At 71.4% G+C, this 15293-nt stretch carries 15 protein-coding genes; 1 reads left to right on the forward strand and 14 read right to left on the reverse strand.

Going from position 1 to position 15293, the window contains the following annotated elements; translation table 11 throughout:
* Positions 1-23: 23 nt before the first annotated feature.
* The 14 genes from nusB to rpsD all read right to left on the reverse strand — a co-directional run bounded on the left by nusB (position 24) and on the right by rpsD (position 14414).
* A complete protein-coding gene (gene nusB, locus ACQEU8_RS23460) occupies positions 24-449 on the reverse strand; it encodes a transcription antitermination factor NusB (protein WP_433104222.1) in 426 nt (141 codons plus the stop codon).
* A gap of 2 nt (positions 450-451) precedes the next feature.
* Positions 452-1018 carry an elongation factor P gene (gene efp / locus ACQEU8_RS23465; protein ID WP_433104224.1) on the reverse strand — a complete coding sequence of 189 codons (567 nt, stop codon included), beginning with the start codon at positions 1016-1018 and terminating at the stop codon, positions 452-454.
* An 84-nt stretch (positions 1019-1102) separates the two neighbouring features.
* Positions 1103-2260, reverse strand: coding sequence for an aminopeptidase P family protein (locus ACQEU8_RS23470; protein ID WP_433104226.1), 1158 nt, complete (start codon positions 2258-2260; stop codon positions 1103-1105).
* Between the two features lie 143 nt (positions 2261-2403).
* Complete coding sequence (locus tag ACQEU8_RS23475; RefSeq protein ID WP_433104228.1) at positions 2404-3411, reverse strand: AAA family ATPase; 1008 nt, start codon at positions 3409-3411, stop codon at positions 2404-2406.
* Positions 3412-3633: 222 nt separating this feature from the next.
* Positions 3634-4734, reverse strand: a complete 1101-nt coding sequence (aroB, locus tag ACQEU8_RS23480; protein WP_433104230.1) for a 3-dehydroquinate synthase — start codon at positions 4732-4734, stop codon at positions 3634-3636.
* Entirely contained in the window at positions 4731-5264 is a 534-nt protein-coding gene (locus ACQEU8_RS23485; RefSeq protein WP_433104232.1) for a shikimate kinase, read from the reverse strand. Before ACQEU8_RS23485 ends, aroB begins: the two co-directional genes overlap by 4 nt.
* On the reverse strand, positions 5261-6445 hold the full coding sequence (gene aroC / locus ACQEU8_RS23490) for a chorismate synthase (protein ID WP_433104234.1): 1185 nt from the start codon (positions 6443-6445) through the stop codon (positions 5261-5263). The genes ACQEU8_RS23485 and aroC overlap by 4 nt, the downstream gene beginning before the upstream one ends.
* A gap of 126 nt (positions 6446-6571) precedes the next feature.
* Positions 6572-7432: a shikimate dehydrogenase gene (locus ACQEU8_RS23495; protein ID WP_433104236.1), complete on the reverse strand. Its 861-nt coding sequence runs from the start codon at positions 7430-7432 to the stop codon at positions 6572-6574.
* Between the two features lie 15 nt (positions 7433-7447).
* Entirely contained in the window at positions 7448-9352 is a 1905-nt protein-coding gene (gene mltG / locus ACQEU8_RS23500; protein WP_433104238.1) for an endolytic transglycosylase MltG, read from the reverse strand.
* A 165-nt stretch (positions 9353-9517) separates the two neighbouring features.
* Positions 9518-10015 carry a Holliday junction resolvase RuvX gene (gene ruvX / locus ACQEU8_RS23505; protein ID WP_433104240.1) on the reverse strand — a complete coding sequence of 166 codons (498 nt, stop codon included), beginning with the start codon at positions 10013-10015 and terminating at the stop codon, positions 9518-9520.
* Entirely contained in the window at positions 10015-12690 is a 2676-nt protein-coding gene (gene alaS, locus ACQEU8_RS23510) for an alanine--tRNA ligase (RefSeq protein ID WP_433104242.1), read from the reverse strand. The genes ruvX and alaS overlap by 1 nt, the downstream gene beginning before the upstream one ends.
* Complete coding sequence (locus tag ACQEU8_RS23515; protein WP_433104244.1) at positions 12690-13145, reverse strand: DUF6167 family protein; 456 nt, start codon at positions 13143-13145, stop codon at positions 12690-12692. Before ACQEU8_RS23515 ends, alaS begins: the two co-directional genes overlap by 1 nt.
* 6 nt (positions 13146-13151) lie before the next feature.
* On the reverse strand, positions 13152-13577 hold the full coding sequence (locus ACQEU8_RS23520; RefSeq protein ID WP_433108664.1) for a DUF948 domain-containing protein: 426 nt from the start codon (positions 13575-13577) through the stop codon (positions 13152-13154).
* A 225-nt stretch (positions 13578-13802) separates the two neighbouring features.
* Positions 13803-14414, reverse strand: a complete 612-nt coding sequence (gene rpsD, locus ACQEU8_RS23525; protein ID WP_433104246.1) for a 30S ribosomal protein S4 — start codon at positions 14412-14414, stop codon at positions 13803-13805.
* A 55-nt stretch (positions 14415-14469) separates the two neighbouring features.
* On the opposite strand from rpsD, the gene ACQEU8_RS23530 reads away from it, so the two are divergent.
* Complete coding sequence (locus tag ACQEU8_RS23530; RefSeq protein WP_433104248.1) at positions 14470-15273, forward strand: DUF2470 domain-containing protein; 804 nt, start codon at positions 14470-14472, stop codon at positions 15271-15273.
* Positions 15274-15293: the final 20 nt, after the last annotated feature.

Here is a 15293-nt window from a genome sequence, read left to right on the forward strand (position 1 = left end):
AGCGCCGCTGCGGCGGAAGAGGGTTACCGCATCAGTGTGGGCTTGAGCTCCTTCAGCCGGCCCAGCAGGCCATTGATGAAGCCCGGCGACTCATCCGTCGAGAACTCCTTGGCGAGCTGGACGGCCTCGTCGATGACGACCGCATCCGGCACGTCATCGACGAACAGCAGCTCGTAGACGCCCAGCCGCAGGATGCTCCGGTCCACATCGGGCATCCGGTCCAGCGTCCAGCCCACCGCGTAGGTGGACAGCAGTTCGTCGATGCGCGCCGCGTTTCCCGCGTAGCCCTCGACGAGCGTCATCGTGTACTCGGAGACCGGCGGCTGCCGGGTGTCCGTCCGGGCGAGCCGCAACCAGTCCGCGAGCACGGTGCGCACGTCGGCACCGCGCTGGTCGGCCTCGAAGAGGATCTGGAAGGCGCGCTTGCGGGCCTTGTTGCGTGCAGCCACGGTTAGCTGTTCACCCGACCGAGGTACTCACCGGAGCGCGTGTCGACCTTGATCTTCTCGCCGGTCGTGATGAAGAGCGGGACCTGGATGCTGTGGCCCGTCTCCAGCTCGGCGGGCTTGGAGCCGCCGGTGGAGCGGTCGCCCTGGACGCCCGGCTCGGTGTGCTTGATCACCAGCTCGACAGCGGCGGGCAGCTCGACGTAGAGCACCTGGCCCTCGTGCTGCGCGACCGTGGCGTCGAAGCCCTCGATCAGGAAGTTGGCCGCGTCGCCTACGGTCTTGCGGTCGATGTGGAGCTGGTCGAAGGTCTGCATGTCCATGAAGACGAAGTAGTCGCCGTCCATGTACGAGAACTGCATGTCCCGTCGGTCCACAGTGGCCGTTTCGACCTTGGTGCCCGCGTTGAACGTCTTGTCGACGATCTTGCCGGAGAGGACGTTCTTCAGCTTCGTACGGACAAAAGCAGGCCCCTTGCCGGGCTTGACGTGCTGGAACTCGACAACGGACCAGAGCTGGTCGCCGTCGAGCTTGAGCACCATGCCGTTCTTGAGGTCGTTCGTGGATGCCACGGTCGCGGAATCTCCTGAGACTGCTGCGGAGACCAGGGCGGCTACCGCGCCTCCGACGGCCCGTGGGCTGAGCCCCCGTGGGGGCTAGAGGGCGAGCAGCTCCTTGGTCGTGATGGTGAGTAGCTCGGGTCCGCCGTCCGCCTGCGGGCGGACGACGAGCGTGTCGTCGATCCGGACGCCGCCCCGGCCCGGGAGATGGACCCCCGGTTCGACGGTGACCGGCACACAAGCGTCCAGTTTACCCACGGCCTCAGGTGAGAGCCGAGGGTCCTCACCGATTTCCAGCCCGACCCCGTGCCCGGTCGACTCACCCAGCGCCGCGCCATGGCCCGCGGCCCCCAGCACCTGACGTGCGGCCCGGTCCACCTCCCGGCACTCCGTGCCGGGCCCCAGCGACTCCCGCGCAGCCCGCTGAGCGGCGAAGACGGTGTCGTAGAGTTCGATCTGCCACGCCTCGGGTGCGGTGCCGATGACGAAGGTACGGCCGATCTGGCAGCCGTATCCCCGGTAGCGTGCGCCCAGGCGTACGGAGAGGAAATCGCCTTCCTCCACCCGCCGGTCGGTGGGCCGGTGTCCGGGAAGTCCGGAGTTGGGCCCGGTGGCGACGGAGGTGGGGAGGGCCGCGCCCTCCGCCCCGTGGTCGATCAGCCGGCGCTCCAGCTCCAGCGCCAGATGCCGCTCGGTGCGGCCCACCAGGATCGACTCCAGCAATTCGCCGAGCGCCTGGTCGGTGATCTCGGCGGCGATCCGCAGCGCGGAGATCTCCTCCTCGTCCTTGACGACCCGCTGCTGTTCCACTGCCAGGCCGAGGTCCGCGAGACGCACGGAGGGCGCCACCGCGGCCAGCGCGCGGTGCCGGGCGACGGTCAGATGGTGCTCCTCCACGGCCAGCGCGCCGGCTCCGCTCTTCTCGGCGAGCCCTGCGGCGGCCACCGCGGTGTCGTTCCGGGCGCCGCCGTGCGGTTCGGCGGCGTACGCGCCGCTCGGCATGTCCAGGGTGACCTCGCGGAGGTCGTCGGCCGGGTGGGCGCCGTTCGCGGGCCCCTCCCCGGGCGCCGAGACGAGGGTGTCCTGGCCGTCCGGGCCGAGCAGCAGCACGCTGCCGGGCGCCGCGCGGCCGGTCAGATACCGGACGTTGGCGGGACGGGAGATCAGCACCGCGTCGGCGGGACCGTCATGGGCGGTGCTCGCCGCACAGCGGTCGCGCAACCGGGCGCGGCGGGACACATGCACCTCGGACATATGCCGAGGGTACGCAGCGTCAGGCTTGTCGGCCGCCCGGACACGGCCGTGCGAGCGATGCATTGAGGATTGTCAGCTCAGCTGTCGGTCCCGGGCCCGTGGGCGCCTGCCCGGGCGCGCGGCAGCGGGTCAGCTGCCGGCCGTCACCAGCTCACCGGGCTGGCGAGGCTGCGCGCGACCACGTTGTCGAGCATCTGCGCGGTGCTGGCCACATCCTGCCGGGAGTTGTCGATGATCGGCAGCCCTGAGCTGTACCAGCCCGCCATCCGGCCGTGGATGTGCGCCACCTCCTCGTCGGAGAGCCGCCTGTTGCCCGTACGCTCCGCGTTCCGCTCCAGAACGATGTCTAGGCCGGGCAGCAGCACCACCGGGATCAGCCCGGGGCCCACGTGCCGCTTCCAGCCGCCGAGGCCGATCACGGGCCAGTCGGGGAAGACGGCGTCGTCCAGGATGCAGGAGATGCCGTTGGCCAGGAAGTTGCGGGCCGCGAAGCCGCAGGTGCGGCGGGCGAGGCGGTACTGGGCCTCGGAGTTCTCGTTCCAGCCCGCCTGCGGGTCGGCGAAGCCGGAGCGCACCCACTCGCGTACGTCGTCGAGGCTGATGTGGGCCGTGGGCACCGCACGGTGGTCCGCCCAGTAGCGCGCCACGGTCGTCTTCCCGGCGCCCGCCGGGCCGATCAGCAGCACGGCGACGGCAGCACGGGTGGCGTCCAGCTGGGCCGGTGTCGCGCCGGGCGCCGGGACCTGGACGGGGGCGCCCGGCGGCAGCTTGACGTGGCCCGTCGACTCACCGGTGGGCGCACCGCTGCCCGGCTGCGGGGGCGCGCCGGGGGGCGGCACGTGGGTGCCGGTGCCGGGGTTTGCAGGCGGCTGGGCCGGGGCGGGGCGCGGGTGCTGCTGGGGTGGCTGCGGCGGTTGGTGCGGGGGCTGTGGTGGCTGGGGTGCCGGAGCGTGCGGGTGGGGCTGGGGCTGCGGATGCGGCGGCTGTGCCGGAGGGGCCTGGGTGTGCGGGCGCGGCGGCGGTGCCTGCGGGTGGGGGTGCGGCGGCTGGTGGGCCGGGCCCTGTGCCGAGCGGGCGCCGGGGGCCGGCGGGGGTGCGGACCACTGTGCCCCGAAGCCTCCGTAGGCGCCTTGGGCACCGCTGTGCTGCATCCGGACCCCAACTCCGTCCCACGTGTGAAGGCGCTGCAACGCAACGCCAGGTGTTGTGCGAATACTGACGGTACCTTCCCCGACCGTCTCCGTGTGAACGGGCGGGTCCGCTCCCGAGTGCCCGCGGACCTGGGACCGCATTCCGGTGCGGGGCTGCCCCGTCTGCCGTCCGCGGTCTGCGGGCTTCGTCGCGCGGACGCCGCGGGGCAAGCCCGGCAGGGCTCAGGCGGCGATCTCGGCGTGTGCCGCCAGCAGCATGGCGGGGTCGGGGCTCTCCAGGACGGCCGGCTTGGCGAGCCCCTCCAGCACGATGAAGCGCAGCCGGTTCCCGCGCGACTTCTTGTCGACCTTCATGGTCTCCAGCAGCTTGGGCCACTGGTCACCGCGGTAGGTGACGGGCAGTCCGACCGACTCCAGCACCGTGCGGTGCCGGTCGGCCGTCGCGTCGTCCAGCCGTCCCGCGATCCGGCCCAGCTCGGCGGCGAAGACCATACCGACCGAAACGGCCGCGCCGTGCCGCCAGTTGTAGCGCTCGTTCTTCTCGATGGCGTGGCCGAGGGTGTGCCCGTAGTTGAGGATCTCGCGGCGGCCCGACTCCTTCAGGTCCTCGGAGACGACCTCGGCCTTCACCCGGATCGAGCGCTCGATCAGCTCGGCGGTGTGCGGCCCCTGAGGGGAACGCGCGGCCTGCGGATCGGACTCGATCAGCTCCAGGATGGCCGGGTCGGCGATGAAGCCCGCCTTGATGATCTCCGCGAGACCGCTGACGTAGTCGTGCACGCCCAGCGAATCCAGCGCCGCCAGATCGCACAGCACCCCGGCGGGCGGATGGAAGGCACCCACGAGGTTCTTGCCCTCCGCGGTGTTGATGCCGGTCTTGCCGCCGACCGCCGCGTCCACCATGCTCAGCACCGTGGTCGGCACCGCGATCCAGCGCACCCCGCGCAGCCAGGTCGCCGCGACGAACCCGGCCACATCGGTGGTGGCCCCTCCCCCGACGCCGACGATCACATCGGTACGGGTGAATCCGGTCTGGCCCAGCGCCTTCCAGCAGTAGGCGGCGACCTCGGCGGTCTTGGCCTCCTCCGCGTTGGGCAGCTGAACGGCGATGGCCTCGTACCCCTGGCCCGCCAGATCCTCGCGCAGCGCCTCTCCGGTGGAGGCGAGCGCCTCGGGGTGCAGTACGGCGACCCGCTGCGCTTCGGTGCCGATGAGGCCGGGGAGTTCGCCGAGGAGCTGCCGTCCGACGAGCACGTCGTAGGGGGCCGTGCCCGCCGTGCCACCGACGGCGATACGGGTCACGGCAGGGTCCTGAGTGGTCATTGCTGCTTCTCCGACTGGGTGGACGGTAGCTCCAGGGCGGCGAGGATCTCGTCGGCGACCTGGTCGGGCGTGCGGTCCTCGGTGCTCACGACGACGCGGGCCACCTCGGTGTAGAGCGGCCTGCGCTCCTCCATCAGCTTGCGCCACTGCTGGCGCGGATTGATGACGAGCAGCGGGCGGGGAGCGTCCAGGCCGACGCGCTTGACGGCCTCGGTCAGGCCCATCTCCAGGAAGACGACCGGGCGTCCGGCCAGCAGCGCCCTGGTCTCCTCGGCGAGTACGGCGCCGCCGCCGAGCGCGAGCACTCCCGTGTGTTCGGCCAGCGCCGTACGTACGGCGGCCCGTTCGAGCTCGCGGAAGTGCGGCTCGCCCTCGTCCAGGAAGATCTCGGAGATGGGCTTGCCGGTCTGTTCCACGATGTCCTGGTCGGTGTCGCGGCAGGTCACACCGAGCCGCTCGGCGAGGATCGCGCCGACGGTCGACTTGCCGACCCCCATGGGGCCGACGAGCACGATGACGGGCCCGGTCACCTGATCTCCAGGTTGTCGAGGAAGCCGCGCACGTTGCGGGCGGTCTCGGCGACGCTGTCGCCGCCGAACTTCTCGGCCACCGCGTCCGCCAGCACCAGCGCCACCATCGCCTCGGCGACGATCCCGGCGGCCGGTACGGCGCACACGTCGGAGCGCTGGTGGTGCGCCTTGTCGGCCTCGCCGGTACGGACGTCGACGGTGGCCAGGGCGCGCGGCACGGTCGCGATCGGCTTCATCGCGGCCCGTACGCGCAGCAGTTCACCGGTGGTCAGGCCGCCCTCGGTGCCGCCGCTGCGCCCGGAAGCGCGGCGGATGCCCTCCGGGGTCGGCAGGATCTCGTCGTGCGCCTGCGAGCCGGGCACCCGGGCGAGACCGAAGCCGTCGCCCAGCTCCACGCCCTTGATGGCCTGGATTCCCATGAGCGCTCCGGCCAGCCGCGAGTCGAGCCGCCGGTCCCAGTGCACATGCGAGCCCAGCCCGACGGGCACACCGTGCGCCACGACCTCCACTACACCGCCGAGGGTGTCGCCGTCCTTGTGGGCCTGGTCGATCTCGGCGACCATCGCCTCGCTCGCCTCGGCGTCCAGGCAGCGCACCGGGGCGGCGTCCAGCCGCGCCACGTCTCCGGGCTCCGGAACCGTGCCGTACGGGGCCTTCGCCGCGCCCAGCTCCACCACGTGCGAGACGATCTCAATGCCGGCCGTCTCCTTGAGGAAGGAGCGTGCGACGGTGCCGAGCGCGACCCGCGCCGCGGTCTCCCGCGCCGAGGCGCGTTCCAGGATCGGGCGGGCCTCGTCGAAGCCGTACTTCTGCATCCCCGCCAGATCGGCGTGGCCGGGCCGGGGCCGGGTGAGCGGGGCGTTACGGGCCAGCTGCTCCAGCTCCGCGGGGTCGACCGGGTCGGCCGCCATCACCTGCTCCCACTTGGGCCACTCGGTGTTGCCGACCATGATGGCGACCGGCGAGCCCAGGGTGCGGCCGTGGCGGACTCCGCCGAGAAAGGTGACCTCGTCGCGCTCGAACTTCATCCGGGCGCCGCGGCCGTAGCCGAGGCGGCGGCGGGCCAGCTCGTCGGCGACCATGTCGGTGGTCACCGGGACACCGGAGGGGAGGCCCTCCAGGGTTGCCACGAGTGCGGGGCCGTGCGACTCCCCTGCGGTCAGCCAGCGCAACCTGCTCAACGGTGCTCCTCTCGGCCGTCTTGCGGCCCGTCCACAGTCCTGTGTCCGATCCTCCCATGCCGCTGGGAGCGCCCTTCCCCCAAGCCCGCCCCGTCTCGGAATGTGAGCGGCAGCGGTGGTGCCGGCTCACATGGCGCGGGCCCGCAGCTCGGCTTCACCGGCGGCGCGCATGGCGGCCAGCGGCGCGGGGCGACGCCCCGTCATCAGCTCGACCTGGAGCACGGCCTGGTGCACCAGCAGGTCGAGGCCGCCGATGACGGCACCGTTCCAAGCGGCGGCCAGGGCGGTCGGCCAGGGGTCGTAGAGAACGTCGAAGAGGGTGCCGCCCGAGGCGGGCACGGCCTGGGCGAGTCCGTCGGTGGCGCCCGCGGGTGTGGTGGAGATGACCAGGGGGGCGCGCAGCCCCTCGGCAGCCCGCGTCCAGTCGGCCGTCCGCACGGCGACCCCGAGCCGTTCCCCCCAGCCCCGCATCTCGCGGCCCCGCTCCTCGCTCCGTACATAGGCGGTGACCTCGCCCTCGCAGATCCGGGCGAGGGCGGCCAGCGCGGAGGACGCCGTGGCGCCCGCGCCCAGCACGGCGGCGCTCTCGACGGAGCGGATACCGCGCTCCTCCAGTGCGGCGATCATGCCGGGGATGTCGGTGTTGTCCCCGGTGCGGCGCCCGTCCTCGGTGAACAGCACCGTGTTGACGGCCTCCACCGAGGCGGCGGTCTCACTGATCTCGTCGAGCAGCGGGATGACGGCACGCTTCAGCGGCATGGTGAGGGAGAGCCCCGCCCACTGCCGCGGATGCCCCTCGTCCTGCTTGCCGAGGCCGGCGAGGAAGTCCGCGATGCCCTGTTCGTCCACCTCGTAGCGGTCGTACGTCCAGCCGTCGAGGCCGAGTTCGGCATAGGCGGCCCGATGGAGCACCGGGGAGAGGGAGTGCGCGACCGGCGAACCGAGGACGGCGGCGCGCCTGGCCTCCGGCGAGGGGGTGGATGGCATCAGCCGCCGTTCTCCTTACTTGCGCTGGTTTCTGTTGAAGTCTTCGACATTCTTCTGGTGTTCGCGCGGATCGTCGGTGAACCGGGTGTCGCCGGGCTCGACCGTGACGAAGTACAGCCAGTTGCCCTTGGTCGGCTTGAGCGCCGCCTCTATCGCCTGGTGCCCGGGGTTGCCGATGGGGCCGGGCGGGAGGCCCTTGTGCAGGTAAGTGTTGTACGGGGAGGGGTACTTGGTGTCGGCGACCGAGGTGTTCAGCGTGGAGCGGCCCATCGCGTAGTTGATGGTGGAGTCGAAGCCGAGCTGCATGTCCTTGTCGAGCCGGTTGTAGATGACGCGGGAGACCTTGCCGAACTCGTCGTCTTCCTGGGCCTCCGCCTGGACGAGCGAGGCGATGGTGATGATCTGCTCCGGGGTCTTGCCGGTCTCCTTGGCCTTCTCCTCCAGCCCTGTCCTGGCGTACTCGGACTCCGCCCGCTTGACCATCTGCCGCAGTACGTCCTTGGGCTTGCTGCTCTTGCCGACGCTGTACTTGGAGGGGAAGAGGAAACCTTCCGGCTTGCCGTGTGCCCACTTGGGCAGGCCGAGACCGCCGGACTTGGCGGCCTTCTTGGTGGTGCCCTTGGCGACGCCGAGCTTCTTGTCGATCTCCGCGTAGATCCGGGTGGCACGCCAGCCCTCGGCGACGATGATGCCGTTCTGGCTGGCCGGGTCGAGCATCATCGCGACGGCGCTGGCCCCGGACATCTTCTTGCGCAGGGTGTACGTACCGGCCTGGATGCTCTGGGCCTTCTGGTTGCCGTCGGCCGCCTCGACGAAGGCGCCGGGGCTCTTGACGACGCCTTCCTTCTGGAGGACCGCTCCCATGTCGGCGAGCGATGCGCCGTCCGGGATGTCGACCATCACCTCGCCGGTGCCGTCCCCCGCGTAGTCGGGGGCCGGGCCGAAGTGGGTCTGGTAGAAGTCGTAGCCGAAGTACCCGACGACCCCGACCCCGGCGACCAGAGCCGCGGAGATGACGAGTCCGCAGCCGCGCCCGCGCCTGGCCTTGCCGCCGCTCTCACGCCCGCGGCGGCCACGGTCGTCGTACTCGTCGTAGTCGTCCTCGGGCAGTTCGTCGTCGCGGTCCCGCTGGAAGAAGGCGTACTCGCCCTGGTCGGGGCCCGGGTCCCAGCCGGTCTCCGGGTCGGGCGTCGGATCGGCCGCCGGCGCCGGTGCCTGCCGCGGTCCGGGCACGGGGGCCTGCTGCGGGTGCACTTGGGGATTTCCGGCCGGGTAGCCGCCCTGCTGCGCGTAGTAGCCGGGGTGTTCGCCGGTGTTGTACCCACCCGTCGGGTATTCGCCGGTGTGGTACTCCCCGGTGGGGTAAGTGCCGGTGCTGTACTCGCCGCTGGGGTACTCCGTGTAGTGCCCGCCGGTGGGGTACTCCCCCGTGCTGTAGTTCGCGTTCGGATACCCACCGGTGTGGTACTCCCCGGTCGGGTATTCGCCGGTGCTGTACTCACCCGTCGCGTACTCGCCCGTGTGGTACTCGCCGGTCGCGTACTCCCCCGTGCTGTACTCCCCGCTCGGGTACTCCGTGTAGTGCCCGCCGGTGGGGTACTCCCCGGTGCCGTACGGGTCGGCCGGGTGTCCGGCGGGGTGCTGGGCCGCGTACGAGGGGTCGTACTGCTGCGCGGCGCCGGGGACGTTCTGCTGGGTGCCGTCCCAGCCGTTGTGACCGTACTGCTGCTGCGGGTGCGGGTACTGCTGCTCCGCGTACTGCTGGGGGCCGGGGTGGCCGGAATACTCCCCCTGTTGAGGGGCCTCGTTCCAGCCACCCTGGTACTCGGGCTGCCGGCCACCGTCCCACTCCTGATCCCCGTAGAGGGGGTCGTCAGGGTGCCACGGTTGGGAGCCATGTCCCCGGCCATAGTCAGTCATCGATCCCCTTGCGACGCGAGATCGGCAGCCGGTGACGCACCGGACGCCCTGCGTGGGAGTCCCCGCACCGTACGGGTTCCATCGCTCCGTACGCGTTCCGTACAAGTGCGGTTACGCGAGTGCATCGGCGGCTGCCGTGTCGCGCGGAACGTTACCGTACAGCGATCAGACAACCACCTCGACGCACTGCCCCGGGGGACGGCCCGAGCTCCGTTCCGCCTCCAGCGCGCTCTGGAGAATCACCACCGCTGCCGCCTGGTCGATGCGTGAACGTCCCTTTTTGGAGCTGACTCCGGAGGCTCGCATCCCCTGTGCGGCGGTGACCGTCGACATACGTTCGTCGACGAGTCTCACCGGTACGGGTGTGATGTTTTTCGCCAACTGCTGAGCGAAACCGCGGACCTTGGCCGCCGCCGGGCCCTCCCCTCCGCTGAGCGAACGGGGCAGTCCGACGACGACCTCCAACGGCTCGTACTCCGCCACGAGCTCCACCAGCCGGCGCTGGGCGGCCGGGACATCGCGCCCCGGCACCGTCTCCACCGGGGTGGCGAGGAGCCCGTCGGGGTCGCTGCTCGCGACCCCGATACGGGCGTCCCCGACATCGACGGCGAGCCGCCTGCCGCGCCGGAAGGTCTCCGGCTGCGCGGCGTCGTCCTGGGTCATCAGGCGTTGCCTCCGGCCTCCGCGACCAGGCGCTCCACGGCGGCCACGGCGTCGTCCACGGCCTCCGGGTTCTGGCCGCCGCCCTGGGCGACGTCCGGCTTGCCGCCGCCACCACCGCCCAGCGTCTTGGCCGCCGTACGCACCAGGTCACCGGCGCGCAGCCCGGCCTCCCTGGCGGCCTCGTTGGTGGCGATGACGGTGAGCGGACGCCCGTTGGTGACGGCGAACAGCGCGACGACGGCCGGGCGGCTGCCGAGCCGCTGGCGTACGTCGAGCACCAGGGTGCGCAGATCGTCGGCCGTGGTGCCGTCCGGGACCCGGGCCGCGGCCAGCGCGATGCCGCGTACCTCCTTGGCGTTCTGGGCGATTCCGGCGGCGGCCTGGAGAACCTTCTCGGCGCGGAACCGCTCGATCTCCTTCTCGGCGTCCTTCAGCCTGGTCAGCATCCCGGAGATGCGCTCGGGCAGCTCCTCGGAGCGGCCCTTGAGCAGCTCGGTCAGCTGGGAGACGACGGTGTGCTCGCGGGCGAGGAACCGGTAGGCGTCCACGCCGACCAGGGCCTCGACACGGCGCACGCCGGAGCCGATGGAGGATTCGCCCAGCAGCTTGACCAGGCCCAGCTGCGCCGTGTTGTGCACATGCGTGCCACCGCACAGCTCCTTGGAGAAGTCGCCGATGGTCACCACGCGCACGGTCTGGCCGTACTTCTCGCCGAACTCGGCCAGCGCGCCCTGCTTCTTGGCGTCGTCGATGCCCATGTACTCGGCGTGCACGTCGAGTTCGCGGGCCAGCACCTCGTTGATCTTCTGCTCGACGTCGGTGAGCACGGTGCCGGGGACGGCGGTGGGCGAGCCGAAGTCGAAGCGGAACCGGCCGGGGGCGTTCTCCGAACCGGCCTGCGCGGCCGTCGGGCCGAGCGCGTCGCGCAGCGCCTGGTGGGTGAGGTGGGTGGCGCTGTGGGCCCGGGCGATGGAGCGGCGGCGGTCCCCGTCGATCTGCGCGTAGGCGGACGAGCCGACGGTGACCTCGCCGACCTGGACGGTGCCCTTGTGCACGCTGACGCCGGGCACCGGCTGCTGGACGTCGCGCACCTGGACGACGGCGCCGCCCTCCAGCCGGATGCGGCCGGTGTCGGCGAGCTGGCCGCCGCCCTCGGCGTAGAACGGGGTGCGGTCCAGGACGACCTCGACCTCGTCGCCCTCGGTGGCGGCGGGCGAGGAGACCCCGTCGACCAGCAGCCCGACGATGGTGGCCTCGCCCGCGGTCTCGCCGTAGCCGGTGAAGTCGGTGGCTCCGGCGGTGTCGGCGATCTCGCGGTAGGCCGACAGGTCGGCGTGGCCGGTCTTCTTGGCCTTGGCGTCGGCCTTGGCGCGCTCCCGCTGCTCCTTCATCAGCCGCCGGAAGCCCTGCTCGTCCACCGACAGGCCCTGCTCGGCGGCCATCTCCAGGGTGAGGTCGATGGGGAAGCCCCAGGTGTCGTGGAGCAGGAACGCCTTGTCGCCCGGCAGCACCGTGCTGCCGGTCTTCTTGGTGTCGGCGACGGCGGTGTCGAGGATGTTGGTGCCGGCCTTCAGCGTCTTGAGGAAGGCGGCCTCCTCGGCGAGGGCGACGGTCTCGATGCGCTTCCGGTCGGTGACCAGTTCGGGGTACTGCCGGCCCATCGTCTTGATGACGACGTCGATCAGGTCCTCGGCGACCGGGCCCGTGGCGCCCAGGATGCGCATGTTGCGGATGGCACGGCGCATGATGCGGCGCAGCACATAGCCGCGGCCCTCGTTGCCGGGGGTGACACCGTCGCCGATGAGCATCACGGACGTACGGATGTGGTCGCAGACGACGCGCAGCGACACATCGGTGTCCTCGGCGGCACCGTAGGCGACGCCGGTCAGCTCGGTGGCCTTGTCGATGACGGCTCGCGAGGTGTCGATCTCGTACATGTTGTGCACGCCCTGGAGGACCATCGCCAGGCGTTCGAGGCCGAGACCGGTGTCGATGTTCTTGCTGGGCAGCTCGCCGAGGATCTCGAAGTCGGTCTTGGTGGAGCCCTCACCGCGCTCGTACTGCATGAAGACGAGGTTCCACAGCTCCACATACCGCTCGTCGTTGACGGCGGGGCCGCCCTCGCGGCCGAACTCGGGGCCGCGGTCGTAGTTGATCTCCGAGCAGGGGCCGCACGGGCCCGGCACGCCCATGGACCAGTAGTTCTCCTCCATGCCCAGGCGCTGGATGCGTTCGGCGGGCACGCCGACGACGTCCCGCCAGATCCGCTCGGCCTCGTCGTCCTGCTCGTAGACGGTGATCCACAGGCGCTCGGGGTCCAGTCCGTAGCCGCCCTGCTCCTGCGAGGAGGTCAGCAGCTCCCAGGCGAGCTTGGCGGCCCCCTCCTTGAAGTAGTCGCCGAAGGAGAAGTTGCCGCACATCTGGAAGAAGGTGCCGTGCCGGGTGGTCTTGCCGACCTCTTCGATGTCCGGCGTACGCACACACTTCTGCACGCTGGTGGCCCGCGGCCAGGGCGGGGTGGTCTCGCCCAGGAAGTACGGCTTGAAGGGCACCATGCCCGCGTTGACCAGCAGCAGCGTCGGGTCGTCCGCGATCAGCGACGCCGACGGCACGACGTGGTGCCCTCGCTCCTCGAAGAAGCGCAGCCAGCGGCGGCGGATTTCAGCCGACTCCATCAGTGGTCCTCATTCCGGTCGTTCGATTGGTTGGAGTTCTCCGGCCGGTCCTGGTGGTCCGGCCGGTCCGGGAGCGGCGGGGTGTGGCGTTCGCTGCCGGCCGGGGCCTGGCGGAGCACGCTGCCCAGCTGCCGCTTGTCCTGCTGCCGCGGAAGGCGCTTGCCCTGCTGCCGGGCGACGGGGGCCTGCCGTGCGGCCGGGAGCTCCCGGTACCGGTCGGCCTCCTCGGGTGCCGACAGGCCCAGCGCGTCCTTGAGTTCGCTCTCCCGCTGGACCATGCCCGCGCGTACGTCGAGCGCGAACTCGCGGAGCCGGTGGCCGCCTTCGACGGCCTTGTCGGCGGCGCGCAGTGCCAGCGCGTCGGGCGCGAGGCTGCGGATCTTGCGCTGGACCTTGGTGGTGGCCCAGACCCCGGCGGCGGCGCCGGTGGTGAACCAGAAGGCTCGGCGGAACATCTGCGTTCAGCCCCTTCCACGCTTGCGGCCGCCGCGGCGGGCGGCGGGCACGGTGCGGCTGACGACGACCTTCCGGCCGCCGCGCTTCTCCCGTTCCGGTGCGTCCTTACGGCCCAGCGCCCGCCGTACGCCGTAGCCGAAGGCGGCGACCTTGACGAGCGGGCCGCCGAAGGCGGTCGAGACGGTGGAGGAGAGCGCGGAGGCGTTGGAGGTGACCTCCTGGACGTCCGTCGCGATGGCGTCGACGCGATCGAGCTGGGTCTGTGCGGAGCGGACAGTCGCCGACGCCTCTCCCAGGAGGGGGACTGCCTGCTCCGTCACGCCTGTCACCAGCTTGGTCGCCGCCTTGAGCGTCTGCGCGAGCCTCACCAGCACAACGGCGAGGAACGACACCAGGATCGCCCAGAAGACGGCCACGAGGAGGCCGGCCACTTCTCCACCGGACACGCTGCACCGCTTCCCTTGATGGTCATGGGGGTCGGCCGCCGCTCGCCGGGGGCCGACCGCGGCGGCGTACGAGGTATCGACCTTATCGCGCCGGACCGACACCCCCGTACCGCATTACGGGTGCCCCGGAAACGCCGCAGCCCGCCGTGCCCGTACCGGGCGGAACCGGCGTGGGCAGGCGGGCTGGCGGGGCTGAGCCGAAGTGTGCGGTCAGCGTGCGTAGTACTCGACGACGAGCTGCTCGTCGCAGATCACCGGGATCTCCTTGCGGTTGGGGTCCCGGTCCAGGCGGAAGGCGAGGGCCTGCAGGTTGACCTGGAGGTAGCGCGGGGTCTCCCCCTCACCCGCGTAGCCACCCTCACGGGCGACCTGGAAGGGGTGCTTGCTGCGGCTGCGCTCGCGGACCATCACCACGTCGTCGGGACGGACGCGGAAGGACGGCTTGTCGACCTTGCGGTCGTTGACCGCGATGTGGCCGTGCACCACCATCTGCCGGGCCTGGTAGATCGTGCGGGCCAGACCGGAGCGCAGCACGAGCGCGTCCAGCCGCCGCTCCAGCTCTATCACCAGGGCCTCGCCCGTCTTGAGCTCGGTCTTGCGGGCGCGCTCGTAGGCGCGGCGCATCTGGCTCTCGCTGATGTCGTACTGCGCGCGCAGGCGCTGCTTCTCCAGCAGACGGACCTTGTAGTCACTGTTCTGCTTACGGCCCCGGCCGTGCTCCCCGGGCGGGTACGGGCGCTGTTCGAAGTACTTGACGGCCTTCGGGGTCAGCGCGACGCCCAGGGCACGCGACTTCTTGACCTTGGGACGCGACTGGTTCACGTTGAACGGACCTCCGTGTAAGTTAGGTGAGCCTTACCTTAGCCGAGGAGCACGTATGTTTCGACCTGGGATTTCCCTGCCTGGCACCGACGCCGAGGAGGAACAGCCGCGTCCTGTGGAAGACGCCCGGCAGCCGACCGCTGCCGAACGGGTACGGACCCTCGCGCAATCCAGCGTATCCGCCCGGCTGAGCATTCCCGGCGCCGAGCCCGACCTGCGGGAACCGGGCTCGGGCGTGCCCGAGGCCCGCGCCGTCACCCCCGACGGAGACGTTCTTCTGCTGGTCCCGGCGGACTCGCTGGAGGCGCGCGTGAGCGCGTACGCACACGATGACGACCTCGCCGCGGTGATGGAGATCACGGATGTGGCGCCTGTCTCCGTACCCCACCGGGTACGGGGCCGCGCCTGGGTCGCCGGCTGGCTCACCCCCGTACGCGGCGACGAACGCGCAGTCTGCGCCCGGCTGCTCGCCGAGGCGGCCCCCTCGGCCCCCGTCGCCGGGACCTCCCGGCGGATGCTGCGGCTGGAGGTCGGCGAGGCCTACATCGACGACCTGTGGGGCGAGGAGGCCGTGGAACCCGACGCCTTCGCCGAGGCCATGCCCGACCCGCTCGCCGCCCATGAGGCGGAGCTGTTGCAGCACTTGGCCGCCGCGCACCAGCAGCAGGTGCGGGGGCTGTGCGCCTGCCAGGGGTGGGAGCACGCCGTTCCGCTGGCGCTCGACCGGTTCGGGCTGCGGGTACGGGGGTGGAGCGGTACGGGAACGTGTGCGGACGCCCGCTTCGACTTCGCGGAGCCCGTCAGCACCGTTGCGGAGCTGCGGCACGCGATGCACGCGCTGTTCGGCGCCGGCGGCTGAGAGGGGCCATGCCCCGGTGC

It is taken from the genome of Streptomyces sp. CA-250714 (assembly GCF_050936705.1).
GTDB lineage: Bacteria > Actinomycetota > Actinomycetes > Streptomycetales > Streptomycetaceae > Streptomyces.

Coding starts and splice junctions, on each gene's coding strand:
- ACQEU8_RS23470 (WP_433104226.1), bottom strand. CDS start 2,260: ATGTCCGAGGTGCATGTGTCCCGCCGCGCCCGGTTGCGCGACCGCTGT.
- aroB (WP_433104230.1), bottom strand. CDS start 4,734: ATGACCACTCAGGACCCTGCCGTGACCCGTATCGCCGTCGGTGGCACG.
- ruvX (WP_433104240.1), bottom strand. CDS start 10,015: ATGACCCAGGACGACGCCGCGCAGCCGGAGACCTTCCGGCGCGGCAGG.
- ACQEU8_RS23475 (WP_433104228.1), bottom strand. CDS start 3,411: ATGCAGCACAGCGGTGCCCAAGGCGCCTACGGAGGCTTCGGGGCACAG.
- ACQEU8_RS23495 (WP_433104236.1), bottom strand. CDS start 7,432: ATGCCATCCACCCCCTCGCCGGAGGCCAGGCGCGCCGCCGTCCTCGGT.
- ACQEU8_RS23515 (WP_433104244.1), bottom strand. CDS start 13,145: ATGTTCCGCCGAGCCTTCTGGTTCACCACCGGCGCCGCCGCCGGGGTC.
- alaS (WP_433104242.1), bottom strand. CDS start 12,690: ATGGAGTCGGCTGAAATCCGCCGCCGCTGGCTGCGCTTCTTCGAGGAG.
- mltG (WP_433104238.1), bottom strand. CDS start 9,352: ATGACTGACTATGGCCGGGGACATGGCTCCCAACCGTGGCACCCTGAC.
- ACQEU8_RS23530 (WP_433104248.1), top strand. CDS start 14,470: ATGTTTCGACCTGGGATTTCCCTGCCTGGCACCGACGCCGAGGAGGAA.